Here is a 21,762-nt window from a genome sequence, read left to right as displayed (position 1 = left end):
GAAATTTTGCGATCTGCTATATAACTGATGCAAAATCTCTTTGCGGATAACACTTATACCCAGCCGCGGAACCGGGCCGCTTCAGCCGATTTTCTGATGCCCGTCATATAGGCGGCCAAACGCATATCGACTTTGTGGGTATGCGCTGTCTGATAAATGGATTCAAACGAATTCACCATGACGCTGCGCAGTTTTCCGGCGACTTCCTCCTCAGACCAGTAAAAGCCTTGATTATTTTGCACCCATTCAAAATAAGACACCGTCACGCCGCCGGCGCTTGCCAAAATATCCGGCACGAGAAGCACGCCTCTTTCATTCAGAATTTTCGTGGCATCTATCGTTGTCGGGCCGTTTGCCGCCTCCACAATGATTGAGGCTTTAATGTGATGGGCGTTTTCAGCCGTAATCTGATTGGAGATTGCGGCGGGCACGAGAATATCACAGTCCTTTTCCAGCAGCTCCCTGTTCGTTATGACATCCGAGAAGAGATTCGTCACCGTGCCGAAGCTGTCCCGCTTATCCAGCAAGTAATCAATGTCAAGGCCGTCAGGGTCATACAAAGCGCCGTGGGCGTCTGAGATGCCGATCACCTTGGCGCCGGCGTCATGCATAAATTTAGCGAGAAAGCTCCCCGCATTTCCGAACCCCTGAATGATGATCCGCGCATTTTCCAATGGAATCCCTTTTTTCTTAACGGCTTCCTCAATACAAATCGTGACGCCTTGCGCGGTCGCCGTTTCCCGCCCCTGTGAACCGCCGAGAACAATCGGTTTGCCCGTAATGAATCCCGGTGAATCAAATTCTCTCAGGCGGCTGTATTCGTCCATCATCCATGCCATAATTTGCGAGTTGGTATATACGTCGGGAGCCGGAATATCCTTTGTCGGACCGACGATCTGGCTGATCGCACGCACATATCCGCGGCTCAGCCGTTCCAGCTCTCCGAATGACATCGTCCGCGGATCACAGATGATGCCGCCTTTTCCGCCCCCGTAAGGAAGATTTGTGATGCCGCATTTTAAAGTCATCCAGATGGAAAGCGCCTTAACCTCTTCTTCACTGACTTCCGGATGAAACCGCACGCCCCCTTTTGTCGGGCCGACTGCGTCATTATGCTGTGAGCGGTAGCCCGTGAAAACCTGTACTGAGCCATTGTCCATTTTGACAGGGATGCGGACGGTTAAAAGCCGCATCGGCTCTTTCATCAGTTCATACATATTGTCAGGGTATCCCAGTTTTCGCAGGGCCTCTTTTATGATCGATTGTGTTGACAAGAACAAATTAAGAACTTCTTTTTCTTCATCTTTCTGATTGCTTTTAGAAATCGGGTTGGCTGACATGTTTTATCACCTCATCGTATTTTACGTGTAAGCTTCAATTACCGGCAGAACAAAATGTAAGCGCTTTTACACCAAAACCCATCAATCCCTTTCACATTGTCGTTACGCCCCTTTTTATATGCAAGATTCATGCCAGGTTTTTGCTTATAAAAAAAAAGAGACTGTTGTCAGCCTCTCAGATTAAAGAGAAAGGGGATTTGAAGACGTATACAGAAGAAACCTTACTGCTTTTATTAAAATTTAATACGTCTTAAACGTACAGAAAACGTTGTTTCTTTGAAGGGGACACTATTTAGAGATATACCTCCTCCCATTTGCTCTACTAATCTCTTAGTAATCGTCAGCCCCAATCCGCTTCCCTGATAATTGGTATTTCTCGAGTCCTCCAATGTGTACATTCGTTCAAAGACACGGTCTTTATGCATTTCTTTTATTCCTTTTCCTTTATCTGATATTTCTACAAAAACATCATTATCAGTTATTCTGATCTTTAAACCCACCATCTTACCATCGGAACCATATTGAATTGCATTCGTAATTAAATTATTCAGAACCCTCTCAATTGCATCTTCATCTCCGCTAACAAAGACAGAATCATCGGGTATATCAATCACTACTTCAAATTCTTTGCTAATTAAAATTTCGTAGTAATCCAAAATTATTTTTCGGCTGACTTCACATATGTCAATTCGTGAAGAATTTAATTTTTTATCTCCTGACTCTAATTTTACAAGTTCAAAAAAACGGTTTATTAACGCTAATACCTCGACCGTTTTTAAATTAACTGTTTTTAGTAAACTCATAACCTTTTCCGAAGTCAGACTTTTATCGTTATTTATAATTTCAATATAACCTAGTATAACTGTTAAAGGCGTCTTTAAATCGTGTGAAATATTTGATAACATTTTTCGCATGGACAGTTCAATACTATTGCAGTTCCCTTTGATCTTTTGATTATGGTCTAAAAGACGGTTTATTTGAATTAACAAGGATTTTATATATTTATCTTCCGTGTTAAGCAATAATCTTTCGCCTGTCTCTTCATTAACAACTTTTCGAAGTTTATTTCTTATATATTTAATCTCAGTCCTTAGATTTAATCGGCTTCGGAAAAGAAATATATTTACTGCTGCAGAGCATATGAATAAAATAACCAACATATAAAACAATTTAAAAATCTCCCAACTTATAACCGATTCCCCACAAAGTTTTTATGTACATTGGATGAGATGGATCGTCCTCAATTTTCTCTCTAAGCCGTCTAATATGAACATTAATTACATTCTCATCTCCATGATACTCATCTTCCCATACGGATTTATAAAGTTGAGACTTAGTATATACTTGTGAAGGATTAGAAATAAAGAGTTTTAAAATATTAAATTCTTTTGCCGTGAGATTAATCTTTTCATTGAATTTTTTAACAGAAAAGCCATGCAGGTCAACACTTAAATCACCTATTTTAATGATTTTTTCTTCCTTTGAAGACAGGGAGCTCTTATAGTGTCTTTCTCTTCTAATGGTTGCTTTAATTCTGGCTATTACCTCCAGCATAGAAAAAGGTTTAGAAATATAATCATCAGCCCCGAGGCCGAGACCAAGTGCCTTATCTACATCTTCATCTTTTGCAGACATGATAAGAACGGGAACCATACTTTTGGAACGAATCATTCTTAAACATTCCATCCCATCTATCTTCGGAAGCATTAAATCCAACAATATAACCTCAAACTTTTGGGTGTTCAATATGTCTAAAGCTTCTTCACCATTAAAAGCTGCTGTTACTTCAAACCCTTCTTTCGTTAAGCTTTCGCTTACCATATCGCTTATGAATTGGTCGTCTTCTACAATTAATATTTTGTAACCCAAGCTTTCCGCTCCTTAAATATAAAACTGATATTCTTAATTCACTGTTTATTTCAATCATTATACAGATAATTAATCTCATTATAATTATTTTTTATACAAAAGGAGATAAATATTCCAAAACATTTTAAATACAAACAAATAAGACAACCATTCTTCAATAGGGGGAATTGTTGTCTTGTGTTTTTCTCTTTTTATCTCACCTTTATCGAACCATCTTCACTAGATAGACTTACTTTATTACTTCCCGCGCCAATTTCACCTTTTTTCAGTTTTACGCCATCATGGCTCTTATTAAGCCCATCTAGATCAAACGTTACATCAGAATTACTCTGAGCAAAAACAGCAAGTGAAGTTGGCGCTTTTTTATAAGATACACCTATATCTCCTGATTTCGTATTTACTGATAAAGATTTTCCCTCTGTTATGTCCTTGATTGAAACCGTCCCATCTTTAGAGGTAATCTTTACATTGGAACTATCTATTTCCTTCATCTCGGTATCGCCGCTTGCTGATGTTATATTTAATTCCTCAAAAGAACTATTTTCCATACTTAACGATCCATCCCTGGATGCAAATTTTCCATTATCAGCCGAAACATTATTGATTTTTTCCTCACCGGAATGATTTTCAACGACAATATTTTCAGCTGAAATTTCACTTAAATGTATAGTCCCATCTTTATTGGTTATTTCAATATTGTTCATACCTGACTCGGGAACATTAATATAGATTGTGCCGCCCTGCTTCCCAAAAGTAAATCCATCCAAAAAGCCGCCATTCTTTTGTTCTTTTTGAGTAACGACCAAACCCCTCCCATTTTCTTGAAATGTAACTGGAGCCTTATCTTTCTTCTTCCCCTCAGCAGATATTGTTGCCTTATTTGAATTACTCTTTTTAAACTTCACATCCCATGAGTCAGTATATACTTTTAAAGTATCAATTTTTTCAACATTGTAGGACACGTTCTTTTTAAAGTTTTTTGTATCTGTCTTATAAAGGCTTAAAACAATTCCGCCGATTACGATTAACACTGCACAAGATGCTATAATTTTCTTCATTGTAGAATTTCTCCTTTTATCTACAATAAATCTTTCTGATCCACCTTACGGTAAGAAAGATAACCCACTAAAAAACCAAATAAACAAAGTATAATTGGAATGATAATAAATTGGCTTAAACTGACTGTTTCTCCTCCGTCGGAAACTGTTGCATTGATAAGGACCCCGATTATGACAGCCCAAGTGATTGTAGCAGAAGTTGATTTTTTTCTCATGCCGAAAAATAAAGGAATCAGACTCACTCCTCCCATCATAAAAGCGGTGAGAAGAGTCGATGGCATAGCGGAAATAACTTCACTCATTTCAACAGGCTTCTCGAATAAATATAAGTGCGGACTCACGAAGAGAATTAACAAGTTAATAACAAACGTAGCAATAACAATACTTACAAAGCAGAATAGGAAGACAATAGATAGTTTAGCTTGCATTAATTTTTTTCTTTGTAAAGGATAAGTAAACAGCAATTGTATTGTTTTATTTTTATATTCATCAATAACTAAACGGGATAAAATCACAGCAGAAAAACTAATAAACACAATTCTAATTAAAATATTAGTTAGAGATATAAAATCTGCATAATCACGAAACATAAGTTCATTTTCATTTTTAGATTCCCATCCCATAAAAGCCGCTAAGGCAAAGATGATGAATATCCAAAGTGCCACCCATTTAAAATACTGTGATAAGTGATGTTTTTTGTACTCTAATTTCATAAGTTTTAACATGCTAATAGCCTCCAGCAGAAGAATTTAAGACAATGCAAATAGGTGCATAACACAGACGGGCAATCTATCTAATGTGTATTCCCTCCCCATTCATAGAATTTAAGAAGTATTCTTCTAAAGAACTGTGTTTTTTATTTATACTTTCTATACCAATGTCATTCAGAATAAGTGCTTTAGAGATTTCTTGTTGTGTAACTGCTGTTTCATAGATACGAATTAATTGTTGATCAATCATTTTAAAATTTCTTATCCCCAGATTTTGCTCTAAAATATATAACGCTTTTTTTATATTTTGGACTTTTACCTCTATATACTCTGTTTGTTTTCCGTTTATACTCTTCATAGAAACTTCTTTTATTAACTTGCCATTCTGTATGATACCAACAGTATCTGACATTTGTTCCATTTCGGCTAAAATGTGACTGGAGACTAATAATGTAATTCCATATTCTCTGCAAAGTAATTTAAAGAGATCCCTCAACTCTTTTATACCTATTGGATCCAGGCCATTAATCGGCTCGTCTAAAATGAGAAGTTCTGGTCTTGTAGAAATAGCTCTGGCTATTCCTAACCTTTGTTTCATTCCTAAAGAAAACTCTTTCACTTTTTTATTATCAATATTATGTAACTTTACAAGCTCGATGGCGTGGTCAATGGGTTTTTTATCGTAATAGCCCATATATTCACAATGGAAATCTAAATTTTCTTTAGCAGTGAGGTTGTCATAGAAAATGGGATATTCAATAATGGTGCCCATTCTTTTTAAAACTTCAAATGACGTATCTGTTAATTTCTCACCGAAAATTTCTATTTCCCCACTTGTTGGCTTGATTAAATTTGTAATCATTTTCATAATGGTTGTTTTACCTGCACCATTGGGACCCAAGAATCCATAAATCTCCCCTTTTTTCACGTGCATATTAACCCCGGAAACAACTTCTTTTCCTTTAAATGTTTTTGTAAGCTGACTCGTTTTTAAGATGTATGTCATTCGCTTTCCCCTTTCCATATATACTCCTACTATATAAAGGAAAGTTCTCTTTTCTCTTAAGCAAATATTACTTTTTTCTTAAGATTTTTCTAATTAAATCCTATCCCCATTCTATAAATCATTTTTTATTTTTTTAGGATGCATGATGTCCGTAGGAGAAGAAAGGGAGGATCTCTTAAATTTCAGGTCCCTAACTGACCGCCATCTTCCAAGACATTTTTGATGAAATTGCTCTTCAGGCCAGCAATCATGATATAGTGGGCGGTCGTATCTTATTCACTGGCTCCACTCATATCAAAGTCAATAAAAACACAAAAACGAAGACATCCGCTGTCTTCGTCTTGTGCGCTATCGGTGAGCCGTCTGCCAGTCAAATCCGATGGTGTCATCATTCCACGGAATTCTTTTTTCGTCAGGCTGATCCGGATTGTAGGACATTGTCGTGAAATAAATAATGGTCAGCGGGGTTTCACCCAGCACTCTGTACCCGTGTGCGACGCCTTTGGGAATGAGAAGGAGCATCGGATTGTCTTCTCCCATGTAGTAGACATCCGTTTCTCCCTTGGTTGCCGACTCTTCGCGAAGGTCATGCAGCACGACCTGGGCGTGGCCCGTCGGAAAAAACCATAGGTCATCCTGTTTCTCATGATAGTGAAATGCTTTAATGACGCCGGGATAGCTTTTGGACCAGGAAGCCTGCCCGAAACGCTCTAAGAGATGTTCATCGTCACGGACGAGTTCTGAGAAAAAACCCCGGTCATCGCTGTGTTTGATCAGCTTTTTGATTTTTACGCCTTCGATCACTTGCACTGTCCCTCCCTTTGTAAATAATCATGCAGCGCTTCCCGCCAATGCCTCATCCCGAGCCCCTGCCGTTCAATCGACTCAAGACTCAACACCGAGTAAGCGGGGCGCGGCGTCTCATTTCCGTATTCCTCCGTCGTGACGGGCAGCACGGCGGCGGTTCTGCCGCTTTCTTCAAAAATAGCCTTGGCAAATTCATACCAGCTGCACACTCCGCTGTTTGCGGCATGGTATAAGCCCGGCGGCCTGTCAAACAGACCGATCACTGTTTCGGCTAAATCTTTTGTGTACGTCGGCGCTCCGACTTGATCGTTAACGACACGCACCTGATCATGTGTATCCGCAAGTTTCAGCATCGTATTGACAAAGTTGTGCCCGCCGCTGCCGTACACCCACGATGTTCTGATAATGGTGTGGTTTTTTCCCGTTAACCGGATCAGTTCTTCGCCGAGTTTTTTGCTTTTTCCATAAATCGTGCCCGGATCTGCGGGATCATCGGTCTGGTATGGCCGTGTTCCTTTGCCGCTGAAGACGTAATCGGTGCTGATGTGAATGAATTTCGCGCCGGTGTTTTCAGCCTCAAGCGCGGCATAATAAGCGCCGATTCCGTTTATTAAATACGCTTTGTCGAGCTCCGTTTCACATTTGTCAACGGAGGTGTATGCCGCCGTATTGACGACGATATCCGGCTTGTAATGGCTGAACGAGTGCCGCACCGAACGCTGGTCGGATATGTTCATCATCGCTTTTGTCAAGGCGATCACTTCATACCCTTCCCGCTTCAGCTGACGGCATAACTCCCGCCCCAGCTGGCCGGCCGCTCCGGTTACTAATACCTTCGTCAATCGGATCCCCTTCTTTCCGATTAGTCTTGGCTGTCTGTATACCAGCGAATGGTTCTTCTCATTCCTTCTTCAAATGTGACGTCCTGCCGCCATCCCAGCTCATTTTTCAGCTTTGAAGCATTGATGGCGTAACGGCGGTCATGCCCTTTTCTGTCTTCGACATGAGCAAACCGTTCCTCGACACCGAGCTCCTTCATGATAAATGACGCAAGCTCTTTATTCGTCCGTTCATTTCCTCCGCCGATATTGTAAATGTCACCGAGTGTTCCTTTTTCCAGCACGAGCTTAATGGCGCGGCAATGATCTTCGGCAAACAGCCAGTCTCTGATCTGCATCCCGTCGCCGTACAGCGGAACCGGCGTGCCGTTTACGGCATGCCTGATAATGGTCGGAATCATTTTCTCGTGATGCTGGTACGGCCCGTAATTGTTGCTGCACCTTGTAATGATGGCAGGAAGCTTATGGGTTCTCACATAAGACATGACGAGCAGGTCTGAGCTTGCCTTGCTGGCCGAATACGGATTGTTCGGAGAAAGCGGCGTCGTCTCTGTAAAAGCGGGATCATCCGGCGCCAAATCTCCGTACACCTCATCTGTGGAAATGTGAATCAGCCTGCCGGCTTTTCCCTGTAACACCGCGTCCGCCAGTCGGTATGTGCCCATCACATTTGTTGTGATAAACGGCTCTGCCTGATTTATGCTTCTGTCCACATGGGATTCAGCCGCAAAATGAATGACAGCGTCATACATTTGGGAAAAGACTTTGTCAATGTCCTCTTTTTCAGAAATGTCACCTTTGATAAAACGGAAACGGCCGTTCTTTTTCAAGGCTTCTATTTCAAGCGGCCTGCTTGCATACGTGAGATTATCCAGGACGGTAATCTGCGCGTCCGTTTCTTTCAGCATCATCTTTGTAAAGGTAAGGCCGATAAATCCGGCGCCCCCTGTAATTAAATATGATTTTGGCATGATTAATGCTCCTGTCCTTTCTGTAATGCCTGATGCGCCAGGCTTCCGGCGAGGTAGAGCGATTCATGCGTACCCGCATCCACCCACCAGCCCGTTAACACATCATACGTCAGCTCACTGTGTTCAATGTATAAATTATTGACATCCGTAATTTCCAGTTCGCCGCGTTTTGAAGGGGAAATTTGTTCAATATAGGAAAACACTTCTGCGTCGTACATGTAGATCCCTGTGACGCATAGTCTGGTCGGCGGCTGCTCCGGCTTTTCAATGATCGACTTGATCCGTTTGTTTTTCTCATCAATCTCGGCGATGCCGAAGCGCTCCGGATCGTCCACTTCTTTCAACAGCACTTTCGCTCCTTTTCCCTGCTTTGCGAAACGCTCCGTATAAGGTTTTAATGAATCTTCAAAAATATTATCTCCCAAAAGCAGAACGAACGGATCGCGCCCGGTAAACCGCTTTGCGTATGATAAACCGTCGGATATGCCGGATGCGGCGGGCTGAACCTGATATGTGATTGAGACGCCGAGCTCTTCTCCGGTTTCGAGAAGTTTATGAAATTGCGGAATATATTCTTTTTGCGTAATCAGCAAGATATCTGTAATCCCCGCTTCTTCCAGCTTCATGACCGACCAGTAAATCATCGGATATGGACCGACAGGGAGTAAATGCTTATTGACCGCTTTTGTCAGCGGCATAAGGCGTGAGCCGGTGCCTCCGGCTAAGATAACACCTTTCACATGAACACTTCCTTACGTGTGGTTTTATCACAAATCATAAAGAATCGCCGCCGCCCGTTTGATGCCCCTGCCGTCAACCAGCGGCTTTCCGTTTTGATGAAGTCCGGTCCGCATCGGATAATCAGCGGCCATGTCAGACATATGCCGAGCGAGAACGTCCGGTGATATGCATTCACCAAGGCCGAGATGAACGGCGGCCCCCCGTGCGGCGAATTTTTCCGCCGTCTCAGTTTGATGCTCCACTTGAGAAAGTACGATGCAGGGCACACCTGTACAAATGGTTTCATATAAAGTGATCCCGCCGGACACGACGGCCATATCAGCCCTCGTGAGAAGCGCGGCCATGTCATTTGTCTGCCTTACCATCTCGGCATAAGGCATTTGTGTAAGATGCGCGCGCACGTCATCAGCATGAGCCGTGGCGCCGCCCATGACGATGATCACTCGTTTTCGATGAATGTCGGGGATGCGGCGGCATGCTTCCATCACTTTAAAGACAAGCTTCTTCGGGTCGCTTCCTCCTAATGAAACCAATATGGTCCGGCATTCTTTTCTCAGCTGATAGAGCTGTTTGGCTTTTTCAAAACCCGGATGAAGAATCATATATTCCGGGCCTTCATACACAGCGGCGCTGCCCATTTGAACCGTCCGGCTTTTCAGCCCGCCGTAAATGCCGTTTATAACGGCATCGCATAAATGAATGACATGTTCCCGTTTTTCTTCAAATAAGACGATGCGTGCCGATGAATGCTTTTTGACTTCCTCTAACCAGTCACACGGCATATCGAGCAGATCGAATATGAGAAGGTCAGGAGCCTGCCTGTTTATTTCCCGGACAATAAATTCCTTCTGTCCCTTGTCAGGCTTGATGATCACTTCCCATTGATCAGATGACAGATAAGAAGAAGCCTCTTTATTTGCGTAAAACGTTATTGAGCAATTGTTCTTAATGGCACCGGCAAGCAGCTTCATCCGCACCGCGTGCCCCATGCCGATGTCACGGCCCCCGTCCGCGAAAATCAAAATCCGCATGCTAATCAGCCTCTTTTTGCCGGATCATTTGATTAATGGCCCTGAGCTCCGGATCACGATTCAGCAGATGGATCAATTCTTTTGCCGGAATATCAGGACGCGAGCCCGCTTTTACGTACAGCTCGCGGGCCAGCCTGTAGTCCTCTTCGGTATCGACGGTCATCCGCAAGTGAGGAGCCCGGAGTTCCTGCGGAGGCTCAGGAAAGAGAAGCCGGTACTTCTCAGGAGATTCTCTTATTAAAAGCGTGACATGCTCCTGGTATTTGTCCGCCAGCGTTTTGTCGGCATTGATCTCCGTTAAAAGTCGCGCGTTTACCGCCTCGCCGCCGATGCCGAGCGGTGTACCGCAAATATACGTGTAGTCTGCGTGCTGATCTAAATGCGATTGAATCAGAAAATCAAGCAGCGAAGGGTCGACAAACGGGTTATCCCCCGTCAGTCTGACTGCGATGTCCGGTTTAACTTGTTCGATGACTTGTGCAAACCGGTCAAGCACGCGCTGCTCGCTGCCGCGGTGCACACGGTAGTTCTTGCTGATGCAGTGCGCAGACAGAATGTCGTCGGTCTTGCTGTCAGACGAGGCGACGATCAGATTATCCCGCGATTGATCATAATACGCGCTTTGCCGAACCCTTTTGACAATCATATCGAGGATCGTATACCCGCCGATCGGTTTCAGCACTTTACCGGGAAGACGCCCGCTTCCCATCCGCGCCTGAATGATAAACAAAATGTCAGTCATCATATGGGCTGCCTTTCGTCAAAAGGTCATCCCAAGTGATGCCCGTGTCGGCGGGGATATCCCTGACCGCACGCGCGCCGTCAGTTAAAAGCTCAAAATATCTCGGGTGGAGCCCCTGCGGTTTTTGGCCGGGACGAAGGACGGCAAGGTTTTCCGCCGTAAAACATTCGCCTTTTTGAATCGGCGCTGTTGAAAAAATGCCTCTGTAAGCGAACCTTCTGATATCCCCTTCAATCGGTGTCGTCGTTTTATGGGAACTTCCCGACAGCACTTCCGGCACCGGAGCGTGATGCCCCTGCCGCAGCTCCGCTTCAACTGAGCGGATCGCCGCAACCATTTCTTTTAATTCATCCGGATTGAGGGCGAAGGAGTGATCAGCACCGGGCAGGTTTTTATCGATCGTAAAATGCTTTTCAATCAGTTTCGCTCCGAGCCTGACAGCCGCGCACGGCACATCATACGGATGGGCGCTGTGATCGGAGAAACCGATCACAGCATCCGGGAATGCGGCGGCAAGCATGGGAATGACGCTCAGATTGCTGTATTCAGGCGGCGCGGGATATTTCGCCACACAATGCATGATCGCAATTTCTGTGTTCCCCTCGCCGGTAATGGTTTGATAAGCCTCCTGAATATCTGAAATATCAGCGCCAGCGGTGGAAAAAATAATCGGTGTCTTCAGCCCCGCGACATATTTCAATAACGGCAGATGGTTCAGCTCGTAGGAGGCGATTTTAAAGGCTGAAGGGGAAGTCGCATACAGTAAGTCGGCAGAGCCTTCGTCACATACCGTGCTTAAAAACAGCACGCCTTTTTTCTTACAATATTCAAGCAGCGGTTCGATCCACTCGGCGGGCATTTCCATTGATTGCACCAAAGAAAAAATAGAGACGTTTTTTCCCGCAGCGGTTTTGTACAAGCCGGGGTCTTTCTGATACATTTTGTCAGCCTGAAACATTTGGAACTTGACCGCGTCCGCGCCGGCCTCACTGGCCGCATCTATCAATTCAAACGCCTGGCTCAGTTTTCCGTCATGATTAATTCCGGCTTCGGCGATGATGAATACGGGCGAACCTTCGCCGATTGACTTCGTTCCGATTTGGCATGATGCCATCAGTCCGCCTCCTTCCCGGGCCACACATGATAGTAGTAATAGGACGCATCCGCTTTAAATCCCATTCTTTCATACAGGCGGATGGCTCTTACATTGTGGAGCTGCGTTCCCGCTGATACAGTCTTATGCTGAAAGCGCAATGATTGTTCAATCACGTGCGCCGCTAAATGGAATCCCGCTCCCTTTCCTTCAAATCCCGGCTTTACCGCCATCAGATCAAGGACGAATTCATCGCCTTTAGACAGCCCCTGAACAAAGCCCACAGTCTCTCCCTTATATGTGGCGGCGAATTGTAACGAAGCTCTGCCTTCCGCATTATTCCGCGCCCACTCTTCAAACAGGCGGTTTGCACTTTCATAGCTGAGATGGGGGTCTTGGTAATACCTGCTTTTTGTAAATGCGTCGCGGGCCAGCCGGCTGATCGCTTCCGTGTCGCCGGGTCCGGCTTCTGTAATCTCAAACGGCGGCGTGCTGTTATATACACGCACCGGACTGACGAGCTTGAGCAGACTCCCTACAAAATAAGCGTTCGGAAGCTGCTGAACGACCTGCATCGCGCCGATATCTTCAGCCGGTATTTTAATAAATATAAAATCAGTGCCTGCCGCCCGCCTTGCCGCGTAAAATTCCTGAAACAGCCTTTTGAGCTGTCCGGCGCTGTTTGCGGCTGCAAGCTTCACATTGATGATATTTTTTCGGAACAATTGACTTTCCCACGAAGAGTTTTCATATAAAATCACGCCTTGAAGGCTGTTTTCTTCCAATAAACAGAGCGACGATTCATAGGCTTCCGGCTGGATGCCCTTCTGATGCAGGAAGGTATGAATCATGTCCTGCGCAAGATTTTCCCTCAGTCTGTACACCTAATCAGCCCCTTTGACGATATCCGTAACGGCTGCAATGACGTATTCAACGTCGTCATCTGTCATTGACGGATAAAGAGGGAGTGACACGGTGCGGTGATAATACGCGGCCGCGGCCGGAAAGTCAGTTTCCTTATACCCGTACGTTTTTTGATAATACGGATGGAACGGAACCGGAATAAAATGAACACTTGTGCCGATATTATATTGGTCTTTTAAAGCGGAAATCAGATCGTTCCGGCTGACCCCGGCCTCCTGCTCCTCTATTTGAAGAACATACAGATGCCATGCATGCCGCCCGTCATCACTGACATGCGGGATGGTCAGCCCTTTCATGTGTCTGAAGGCGTCCTGGTAGCGGCTCGCAATGTCGGCTCTTCTTTGCTGCATGCTGTCAATCCGTTTCAGCTGATGAAGCCCAAGCGCTGCCTGAAGATCAAACATATTCATTTTATAGCCGGGCGTTTCGACCTCGTAGTACCAGCTTCCGTTTGAAGAATAGCGGTTCCACGCGCCTTTGCTCATGCCGTGAAGGCTGAGCACCCTGATCTGATCGGCAAGCCCGTCATCGTCCGTCGTCAGCATGCCGCCTTCACCGGTTGCCAGGTTTTTTGTCGCGTAGAAGCTGAATGCCGTCGCATCGCCGATTGATCCGATCATTTTCTGTTTGTAAGTGGTATACACGGCATGTGCGGCATCCTCTAAGACAAATAACTGATGCTTTTCGGCAATGGCCAGAATCTGATCCATATCACACGACTGGCCGGCGAAATGAACGGGTACAATCGCTTTTGTCCGCGGGGTGACGGCCGCCTCAATTTTTTCAGGGTCTGCATTCAGCGTAAGCGGATCGATGTCAACAAACACCGGAACGGCGCCTGTGTGCACGATTGTATTGGCTGTTGAACTGAACGTCACGGCAGACGTGATGACCTCGTCGCCGGGACCGATCCCTTTCGCCTTCAGGGCCAAAAACAAAGCGGCGGTACATGAGTTCAGCGCGATCGCGTGCTTTGCCCCCGTCCAGGCGGCAAAAGCTTTTTCAAACGCCTCTACTTTCGGTCCCTTTGAAAGCCAGCCCGATTCAAGCGTATCAATAACCTCCTGAATTTCGTCCTTCCCGATCATGGGCAATGAATAGGGAAGAAAAGCTGATCTTTTTTGCACCATTTTCTTTGCGCTCCTATCTTTTTTATGAAGGGTCAACCCGTCTAAAGCTGACTCCGGTTTTTTCCTGAAGCACTTGGCATAAAGCGGCAAGCGAATCCTGAACCGGGTAGTTCGCGGCGACAAAAGCACGGCGCGCCTGTTCCGCTTTTTGATATCCTGCGGGGCTTTCGCATATCCGGATCAATTCCTGAGCAAGTGCCTGCGGGTCCTCAAAGGCAAATTCTCCAAGTGAGTGATAATAAGGGTATCTGCGGGTTCCCGCTGATTTTCCGATCAGCACGGGCTTTTGAAACAGCATCGCTTCAAGACCGACCGTTGATGTCTGTGTCACCGCAGCGTCAACATACGGGAGAATATCATACAGCTCCATCTCTTTTTTGATGATTTTGCCTGCTTTATATTTCCGCAGCACCTGATTGTAAGCATCCAGCTTGTTTTTGCCGATTTCCCATGGATGCGGTTTAATAATGAGCTGCATGTTCTTTTGGCCGGCAAGCTCTTCAAGCACGCCCGTATAAAATTCATCAGAAAACGGCTGCGTGGCGATCAGCACCGTCCGCTGTGACGGGAGAAAAGAAAGTTTGCGGTAAAACGTGTCCTGATCTATCGGCTCTCTTGAGAAAATCTCGTCGAAACGGGGATGCCCCGTGATGATGATTTGTTCATCCCTGCAGCCTTTTGCTTTATACCACTCCGCTTCATAAGCCCCGAATACGGCCTGATAGTCCGTAAACACGGGCAGAAACGCTTCATCTCCCATGAGCGCTCCGTGCTGAAGACAGATGCTGACGGCGTTTTTTTTCGCGGACATCAGCGCCAGCACACGGCTGTAAATATCCTCCGTCGTGCCGACTACAACGGCGGAAATCTTTTCGGCCGTAAACAAAATATCAATGGCGTCAATCGCTTCAATAAATAATGGAATGTCTTTATACAAACGTTCCTGAAATTCTCTGTTTCCGAAAGCGGGATGGCTGTGAAGCTCTTTCAAAATGGAATGGGCTTTTTCAATATAAGGGACGGGGTTCCCTTTTTGCCCCATTCCCGTCAGCTCCAATTTGCAGATAACGGGCAGCCCGTAATGGTCAGGCAGACTCCATCTGGCCAGTACCGCTGTTTTTGCCGGGTCAAACTGCCGGTAGTTTCCCTCGGTGAACCGAAGATGATCGAAATGCAGAATGACTTTTCCGTTTACCGGTTTCTCATCTGTTTTCTTAATGTTTTGCCTTTTTTGATCATAATATGGCTGTATACCGGCTTCAGGAATATGCTGATCAGCCGGACCGAAAAGCTCTGGGTTCTGCTCCATGCTCTCCCGAAGCGCCGGACTGATATATTGATAAAAATTACTGATCAATGCGAGCGGGATGTCTTTGTAGCGAAGTGACTGAAAAAGGTCAATATACTGCCGGTACAGCACCCAATAGTTCGCTAAGTATGCCGACAAGCCCTCACCCCTTTCCAAGCTTTTTTAATGATTCCCTCAGCTCCCGGCACGTGGTCTGCTGCGGAAGGCTGTTCACAAACTCGTTTTTCTCCGCCGCGAAAAGCTGATAATGGATGGATTGATCGGTAATATAATTGATATCAAGCTCCTCAGAAATCGGGTAAAACGGATAAAAATGATTCACTCTCCAGAAGAAACGGGCGTCACCGATCCGGTAAAACGCCGGGCTTTCATCCCAATAGGAACCGAATGCCGATTTGACCTGTTCCAGCACGGAAAACCGGTGCATGACCGAACAATGGTCAATGGCGCACGGCGCGTTCCACACGATCCGTTCGGCGGGCCTGGCCGTCTCCTTCACCGTCTCTTTCCGCTGATTCAAATGATAGGTTTTGGAACTTGAATACACGACGGCTTTTTCCGGGTCTTCATCAAGCTCTTTCACCATTTTCTCAAGCCGTTCCGGCACATACGTGTTGTCGTCGGTCGCATACGTCACGTACTCGCCCTCCGCCATTTCTATTGCCTGATTAATCAAGGCGGCGTAGCGTGTTTTTTCCGTTCTTTCTTTGATGCCCGATACATCGCTTTGATAAAACCGGATGCGGTCATCCGTGAGAAAAGGACGTATTTCCGCCAATGTCGCTTCATTTGAGTTGTCATCCATAATGAACAGCTCAAAGTCCGTAAACGTCTGAGACAGAATACTTTTAATAGAGCGGGCCACATAGTCACTTTTGTTATAGCTCGTCATGATCACTGACACTTTAGGCAACTCGTCACCCCCTTTTCGCACCTGAAACTACCGCTATCATATGTTCCTTATGCGGAAGATGCGCTAGGAATACAGACTATTATGTGAAAAGTCAGCATTGCGCGCACAAAAAAAGCCGGCTCTGATGCCCGGACTCATTGGAGCGTATTTTCTTTTTTCGCATAAATCTTTCTTTGGGCTCATATGGTGGAATAGATAAAAACAGCAGCCGCTCTGTCGGCTGTCTGATACTTGTCAGGAGGTTTCAGCATCAAGAGGTTTTCATCAAAGGAGGAACAATATGAAACCGAAAAAGAATCAATATCAGCAAATGCAGGGGATGGGGATGGGAATGGGAATGGATATGCAAGGATACCAGCCGCAGCTCGGGCCTAATCCTTATCCGCAGCCTCAGGGCCAAGGATCACAAATGATGCCGATGCAGCAGCAAATGCCGATGCAGCAAGGCCAGCAGAGCTTCGGCGGGGGGTTCCCCGGCCAGCCGCAGCAGCAGGGCGGCGGCAGCTTTCAGATTCCGTCAGGTCCATCATCGTCACAAAACGTTCCCGGCATGCTGCCGATTGAAGAGTCATACATTGAAAATATTCTGCGGTTGAACCGGGGCAAAACGGCGACGATTTATATGACATTTGAAAACAGCAAAGAATGGAATTCAAAGATTTTCCGCGGTGTGATTCAGGCGGCGGGACGTGACCATATCATCATCAGCGATCCGAAAACGGGCACCCGCTATCTGCTTCTGACCATTTACCTTGATTACATCACGTTTGATGAGGAAATCGCTTATACTTATCCGTACTCCATGTCTTCTTATTCTCCGAGATAAATCAAAAAGCCAATCGCTCACTTGACAGAGGATTGGCTTTTTTTCTTTATAAATATTTGACGGCCGCGACGATAATCATAATCCAAGAGATGATAAACGCCACGCCGCCGAGCGGTGTAATCGCGCCGAGAATGGAAATCTGCGTCACGCTCAATACGTACAGGCTTCCTGAAAACAGAACGATGCCCGCAAACATCAGCCAGCCCGCAACAGAAACACTGCCTGCGCCAGAAAGCTTTTCGGCCAAAAACGCGACAACCAAAAGACCGAGCGCGTGATACATATGATATTGCACGCCTGTGTGCCACACCTGCAAATATTTATCGGGGATTTTCCCTTCAAGCCCATGCGCGCCGAAAGCGCCCAGCGCCACGGCCAATAAAGCGTTAATCGCACCAAGAATAATAAACACTTTCATCTATTTTTCTCCCGCCTTTTCGTTAAAGTTTCCAATTCAATCATAACCCAACATCGGCAAAATTCAACGTCCGCCGTCCGATGACACGAGATTGTCGGATTTTTTCTTTTTGATAAGCTGGATTCGGTCAATCGCTATCGCCAGCAGCGTCCCGAGCACAAGACCGTTGCTTAAGAGCGAAATCAGGATCGGGTGCATCCCTGATAACGCGCTCTCCGGCACAAACATTACGCCGACCCCCGTCAGGAGCGCCAGACCGATAATGGAGCGGATTCGTTTTTGCTCCTCTCTCTCATAAGAGTCAAACTCCGTAAAGGCGAGACCGGCCATCGTGGAGAAAACGACGAAGTTTACCGCAAAGCCGACCGGTGAGGGCAGACTCGCAAACGCATTCATAAATAGCGGGATCATACTGATGATCACGACAAATACACTTCCCAAAAGAAACGGCTTTTTCGAAGGAAGCTTCGTCATCTCAATAAAACCGGCCGCCCCTGAAATCGGCACAGGCGCAATGCCCCCTGACAGTCCGCTCAAAAGGTGGCTGATCGAAGCCGCAAACCCAGCCGGACGCTCACGCCGTTTCCCGACGGTGCCGCCGAATTTTTTCACCGCCGCTTCTACAACCCGGATGCTCGCGAGCATGTTGACAATCAAAAGCACGGTAATGAAGAGTGACGTAATAATCAGGCCGCTGTCAAACACGGGTTTTCCAAACGGAAAAAGAGCCGGCAGCTGAATCACGCGGTCCGGTATTTGAATCGGTTTGGCAGCGCCGAAGACGGCGAATAAGATCCATCCGCCGGCAAGCGAAAGGAGAATCGCATACTGTCTTAAGAACGTAACATTCGATCGGGACATGATGAACATCGCCGCCGTCACAACCATGGCGAGCCCGAATACAAGGCCGTCGACGCTGTTTTTTAAATAGCCGATGCCCAAAAGGCCTTTCACAATCGGCTGACTCAGCTGCATGACCAACAGCAGCAGATACACACCGGTCACAACCGGCGTAAACAGCACGGCCAGCCGTTCAATCACTTTAAAAAGGCTGAACAAAAAGAAAAAGACAGCGCTTAATAACAGCGCCCCCTGCAGCGCCCGCAGCGTCTCGCCGAATGTCGCGAACACCGTGCCAGTCAGTCCGCCGTAAATCGTGTATACGCCCCACCATAAACCTGCCGGGCTTTCATTAATCGGCAGACGATGTCCCTGGAGACATTGGATGACCGCGGCGACGCCAAGCACAAAAAATGTGCTCTGAATCAATGCGGCAGAATCGGCATGGTTCAAGTGAAATGATTGTGCGATGGCGACAGGAACTACAATCGCAGCCGCAATCATAAATGCCGTCCATTGCAAACCCCCGAGTATCAGTTTCAAGTCAATCAACCTCTCCTGTTAAAAATCGAAAATGGAATCCCCGTTTCCGTCTTCCTCACGTTCGTCTTTCGCTTTTTTCTGATATTGGTTCAGCCCGGCGCTGCCCATCATTTTTTCAAGCAGCAGCGGGTCTGTCGAAGGAGACGCGGAAGGTTTCGGCGCCGCTTTCGGAATCGGATTCTGCACAGGCGCCGGAGCGGTGTGCGTCTGAGTGCCGAGCACGACATCACACAGAGAGCGGATGGCGGCCGCGTGCATTTTGACCTCCTCGGTGCGGGTCGCCGTTTTCGCCTGCCTCAGTTCTTCTTCCATCTTCTGAATCAAAGCAGAGATATGTATGTTCATGAGTAAATCCTCCAGCAGTAATTTGTCTTCTTCCTGCATTTTATCAAATTTCTGAGCGAATCGCAGAATTGAGTTTGTTATTTTTTCTGACGGCATACCGCCCTGAACGTCAAAAAAGACGCTTCCGCCGGGCGGAAGCGCCTCAAAAAAACCGTTTATTGCGGCAGGTCGGAGATGCACCAATCGATCGGCTGCTCCCCCATTTTTTCAAGGGCGGCGTTTGTACGGGAAAACGGTCTGCTCCCGAAAAAACCGTTCCTTGCCGAAAACGGGCTCGGATGAGTCGATTCAATAATAATGTGTTTCGATGTGTCAATGCGCTCTTTTTTCATCTGCGCGTGACGCCCAAATAGGATAAAGACAATCGGCTTCTCTCTTTCATTCACCACATCAATGATGCGGTCAGTGAGCCGCTCCCATCCCTTGCCTTTGTGGGAATTGGCCTGACCGCGGCGAACCGTAAGCACTGTGTTTAACAAAAGCACTCCCTGCTTCGCCCAGCTGACGAGCGATCCGTGGTTCGGTACGGAGCAGCCGATATCGTCCTGAAGCTCTATGAAAATATTTTTCAAAGACGGCGGCTGCCTGACCCCGGGCTGAACGGAAAAACTAAGCCCGTGCGCCTGTCCTGGCCCGTGATACGGGTCCTGTCCGAGAATGACCGCTTTTACATCCTCATAGGGCGTATAATGCAAGGCGTTAAAAATATCATGGCTGTCAGGATAAATCGTTTGGCTGCTGTATTCTTGTTTCAGCATTTCTCTCAGCTCTTGATAATACGGTTTGTCAAATTCATCTTTCAGCTGATTCCACCAGCTGTCTTTTAAAAGCTGCTTCAAACTGTCCGTCCCCCTTATGAACTGTGCAGTCTTGAATGGACGGGCTTTCCGTCCCACACAATGTCAGTCGGCGCCTCCCGCCTCTTCATGTCCGGCTCTTCAAGAAGAACCGCGAAGTTTTTCGTCGGGAGCTCCCCAAGCCCGTGCTTTTCGCTTAACCGGTCTAAGTACCTCTTCCGTTTGCCGCCGAGATCCGCGGACTGATTGCCGCCTCCCTCAAAAAACGCATATATGACGCTCGCGCAAGGAACACGCTTCACACGGTGCTGTTTTGCGGCGCGCAAATAAAAGTCCCAGTCCCAATAATTATGGACATCCGGATCAAAATACCCTAACGTGTCATGCAGAGAACGCCTGTACATGCTGCCTGACGGAACGTACGTGGAAAATACCCGCATATCCGCATAATCCGCCGTATAGGCGAAAGGCTTTCGTGACACCGGGTATCTCGTGCCGCCCCGTTCTTCAAATGACACAATTTCCGCGTCAGAATGGACAAAATCCGCATCAGCAAGTGCAGCCGCCATTCTTTCCAAATGGCCCGGCGTAATGAAATCATCATCATCGCACAGCATGATACAATCACCCGACGCTTTTTTCACACCTGCGTTCCGCGCTTCCACATGTCCGGCATTCTGTTCTAAATCAATAATCTGAATCGGCAGATCGCTGTACAGCTGCTTCGCTTGTTCGGCCGATTCCCCGGCATCATTTACAATGATCACTTCATAAGGCTTTATGGTCTGCATGGAAATCGACTCCAGCAGCTCACACAAAGCCGGAATCCGATTATACGTGACTATGACAATTGATATATTCATGATCCGCTCCTTCTGCTTTTTCTCATGTTCTATTAAAACATAAAGCGGCGGAGAGATCAGGGGGGATTTTTGATTTCGGCCCATTCAGAAACAAATCCAGGTCATGCCCGCCAGCAAAACGAGAATGATCAGAAGGTCTCCCCAAACAGTGCATACCGCCTTGGCATTAAGTCTGCCCGCCTCCATGGCGTTCCAAAGTTTTGATTGATAAACAGGCACCAACACCATCGCATAGCATGTGCACAAACAGACAAAAGCCGGCGGGACAAGCGCACATCCATCCTCATTCCAATCATGAATCAGTTCCGGTATACTCACCCCGCTGTCAATGTACAAGTATAATATACCCGCCAGCGGAATGAGCGAACTGATCTGCAGCTCGAAAAGTTTCACCTTCCACTCACGCGCAAACGAAACGGCCCAAATCCATCCCAGCGCATAAAATAATAGAAGAAGCAAAATACTGAAAACAACAAAAACAGCGTCTTGCATCCCATTCAGAACCATAATAAAAAGACTCACAACGGGCAATGCAAGAACCAAGCTGCAGACGGTAAATACGGTAACGGCTATTTGGGCGCACGCGCCGTACATCCACGAACCTAATCTCATTTTAACACCCCTATATAGATTCCCTATGTATATAG

At 46.4% G+C, this 21,762-nt stretch carries 24 protein-coding genes; 1 reads left to right on the top strand and 23 read right to left on the bottom strand.

What is annotated here, in order from left to right:
- Window positions 1-53 precede the first annotated feature (53 nt).
- From ABK447_RS01575 to ABK447_RS01495, 17 genes are all read right to left on the bottom strand, one after another.
- Complete coding sequence (locus ABK447_RS01575) at window positions 54-1,340, bottom strand: Glu/Leu/Phe/Val dehydrogenase (protein ID WP_007407680.1); 1,287 nt, start codon at window positions 1,338-1,340, stop codon at window positions 54-56.
- 233 nt (window positions 1,341-1,573) lie between these two features.
- Entirely contained in the window at window positions 1,574-2,509 is a 936-nt protein-coding gene (locus ABK447_RS01570) for a sensor histidine kinase KdpD (RefSeq protein ID WP_076424692.1), read from the bottom strand.
- Window position 2,510: 1 nt separating this feature from the next.
- Window positions 2,511-3,209 carry a response regulator transcription factor gene (locus tag ABK447_RS01565; protein ID WP_012118715.1) on the bottom strand — a complete coding sequence of 233 codons (699 nt, stop codon included), beginning with the start codon at window positions 3,207-3,209 and terminating at the stop codon, window positions 2,511-2,513.
- A 191-nt stretch (window positions 3,210-3,400) separates the two neighbouring features.
- Window positions 3,401-4,267: a DUF4097 family beta strand repeat-containing protein gene (locus tag ABK447_RS01560; RefSeq protein WP_094031373.1), complete on the bottom strand. Its 867-nt coding sequence runs from the start codon at window positions 4,265-4,267 to the stop codon at window positions 3,401-3,403.
- Window positions 4,268-4,287: 20 nt separating this feature from the next.
- Window positions 4,288-4,992: an ABC transporter permease gene (locus tag ABK447_RS01555; RefSeq protein WP_025285445.1), complete on the bottom strand. Its 705-nt coding sequence runs from the start codon at window positions 4,990-4,992 to the stop codon at window positions 4,288-4,290.
- A gap of 64 nt (window positions 4,993-5,056) precedes the next feature.
- Entirely contained in the window at window positions 5,057-5,983 is a 927-nt protein-coding gene (locus ABK447_RS01550; RefSeq protein ID WP_076424918.1) for an ABC transporter ATP-binding protein, read from the bottom strand.
- Between the two features lie 348 nt (window positions 5,984-6,331).
- A complete protein-coding gene (locus ABK447_RS01545; RefSeq protein ID WP_003150986.1) occupies window positions 6,332-6,787 on the bottom strand; it encodes a dTDP-4-dehydrorhamnose 3,5-epimerase family protein in 456 nt (151 codons plus the stop codon).
- Window positions 6,784-7,632 carry a dTDP-4-dehydrorhamnose reductase gene (gene rfbD, locus ABK447_RS01540; RefSeq protein ID WP_015418465.1) on the bottom strand — a complete coding sequence of 283 codons (849 nt, stop codon included), beginning with the start codon at window positions 7,630-7,632 and terminating at the stop codon, window positions 6,784-6,786. The genes ABK447_RS01545 and rfbD overlap by 4 nt, the downstream gene beginning before the upstream one ends.
- Before the next feature lie 20 nt (window positions 7,633-7,652).
- Window positions 7,653-8,600: a dTDP-glucose 4,6-dehydratase gene (gene rfbB, locus ABK447_RS01535; protein ID WP_007407684.1), complete on the bottom strand. Its 948-nt coding sequence runs from the start codon at window positions 8,598-8,600 to the stop codon at window positions 7,653-7,655.
- Between the two features lie 2 nt (window positions 8,601-8,602).
- On the bottom strand, window positions 8,603-9,340 hold the full coding sequence (locus tag ABK447_RS01530; RefSeq protein WP_012118722.1) for a sugar phosphate nucleotidyltransferase: 738 nt from the start codon (window positions 9,338-9,340) through the stop codon (window positions 8,603-8,605).
- Between the two features lie 27 nt (window positions 9,341-9,367).
- A complete protein-coding gene (locus tag ABK447_RS01525; protein WP_094031374.1) occupies window positions 9,368-10,372 on the bottom strand; it encodes a PseG/SpsG family protein in 1,005 nt (334 codons plus the stop codon).
- Window position 10,373: 1 nt separating this feature from the next.
- Complete coding sequence (locus ABK447_RS01520; RefSeq protein WP_179946979.1) at window positions 10,374-11,114, bottom strand: cytidylyltransferase domain-containing protein; 741 nt, start codon at window positions 11,112-11,114, stop codon at window positions 10,374-10,376.
- Window positions 11,107-12,228 (bottom strand): N-acetylneuraminate synthase family protein, encoded by a 1,122-nt coding sequence (locus ABK447_RS01515; RefSeq protein ID WP_012118725.1) that lies wholly within the window; start codon window positions 12,226-12,228, stop codon window positions 11,107-11,109. The genes ABK447_RS01520 and ABK447_RS01515 overlap by 8 nt, the downstream gene beginning before the upstream one ends.
- Window positions 12,228-13,091, bottom strand: coding sequence for a GNAT family N-acetyltransferase (locus ABK447_RS01510; RefSeq protein ID WP_032868197.1), 864 nt, complete (start codon window positions 13,089-13,091; stop codon window positions 12,228-12,230). Before ABK447_RS01510 ends, ABK447_RS01515 begins: the two co-directional genes overlap by 1 nt.
- Window positions 13,092-14,261 (bottom strand): DegT/DnrJ/EryC1/StrS aminotransferase family protein, encoded by a 1,170-nt coding sequence (locus tag ABK447_RS01505; RefSeq protein ID WP_012118727.1) that lies wholly within the window; start codon window positions 14,259-14,261, stop codon window positions 13,092-13,094.
- A 22-nt stretch (window positions 14,262-14,283) separates the two neighbouring features.
- Complete coding sequence (locus ABK447_RS01500; protein ID WP_094031376.1) at window positions 14,284-15,708, bottom strand: CDP-glycerol glycerophosphotransferase family protein; 1,425 nt, start codon at window positions 15,706-15,708, stop codon at window positions 14,284-14,286.
- Between the two features lie 4 nt (window positions 15,709-15,712).
- Window positions 15,713-16,483, bottom strand: a complete 771-nt coding sequence (locus tag ABK447_RS01495; RefSeq protein WP_094031377.1) for a glycosyltransferase family 2 protein — start codon at window positions 16,481-16,483, stop codon at window positions 15,713-15,715.
- 280 nt (window positions 16,484-16,763) lie between these two features.
- Here ABK447_RS01495 and gerQ point away from each other — a divergent pair, with 280 nt between their 5' ends.
- On the top strand, window positions 16,764-17,309 hold the full coding sequence (gene gerQ, locus ABK447_RS01490; protein ID WP_094031378.1) for a spore coat protein GerQ: 546 nt from the start codon (window positions 16,764-16,766) through the stop codon (window positions 17,307-17,309).
- A 46-nt stretch (window positions 17,310-17,355) separates the two neighbouring features.
- Here gerQ and ABK447_RS01485 read toward each other — a convergent pair whose 3' ends face one another.
- From ABK447_RS01485 to ABK447_RS01460, 6 genes are all read right to left on the bottom strand, one after another.
- A complete protein-coding gene (locus tag ABK447_RS01485; protein ID WP_012118729.1) occupies window positions 17,356-17,727 on the bottom strand; it encodes a DUF423 domain-containing protein in 372 nt (123 codons plus the stop codon).
- Window positions 17,728-17,790: 63 nt separating this feature from the next.
- Complete coding sequence (locus ABK447_RS01480) at window positions 17,791-19,110, bottom strand: purine/pyrimidine permease (RefSeq protein WP_094031379.1); 1,320 nt, start codon at window positions 19,108-19,110, stop codon at window positions 17,791-17,793.
- A gap of 18 nt (window positions 19,111-19,128) precedes the next feature.
- Window positions 19,129-19,551, bottom strand: a complete 423-nt coding sequence (locus ABK447_RS01475) for a YwdI family protein (RefSeq protein WP_015387535.1) — start codon at window positions 19,549-19,551, stop codon at window positions 19,129-19,131.
- 59 nt (window positions 19,552-19,610) lie between these two features.
- On the bottom strand, window positions 19,611-20,294 hold the full coding sequence (locus tag ABK447_RS01470) for a uracil-DNA glycosylase (protein ID WP_221663921.1): 684 nt from the start codon (window positions 20,292-20,294) through the stop codon (window positions 19,611-19,613).
- Window positions 20,295-20,308: 14 nt separating this feature from the next.
- Window positions 20,309-21,115, bottom strand: coding sequence for a glycosyltransferase family 2 protein (locus ABK447_RS01465; protein WP_015418477.1), 807 nt, complete (start codon window positions 21,113-21,115; stop codon window positions 20,309-20,311).
- A gap of 84 nt (window positions 21,116-21,199) precedes the next feature.
- Window positions 21,200-21,727, bottom strand: a complete 528-nt coding sequence (locus tag ABK447_RS01460; protein WP_061581646.1) for a hypothetical protein — start codon at window positions 21,725-21,727, stop codon at window positions 21,200-21,202.
- Window positions 21,728-21,762 lie beyond the last annotated feature (35 nt).

It is taken from the genome of Bacillus sp. hwrm1 (assembly GCF_040207805.1).
GTDB lineage: Bacteria > Bacillota > Bacilli > Bacillales > Bacillaceae > Bacillus > Bacillus velezensis.
The sequence above is the reverse complement of the archived record's forward strand: the minus strand, read 5'-3'. Positions and strand labels throughout refer to the sequence as shown.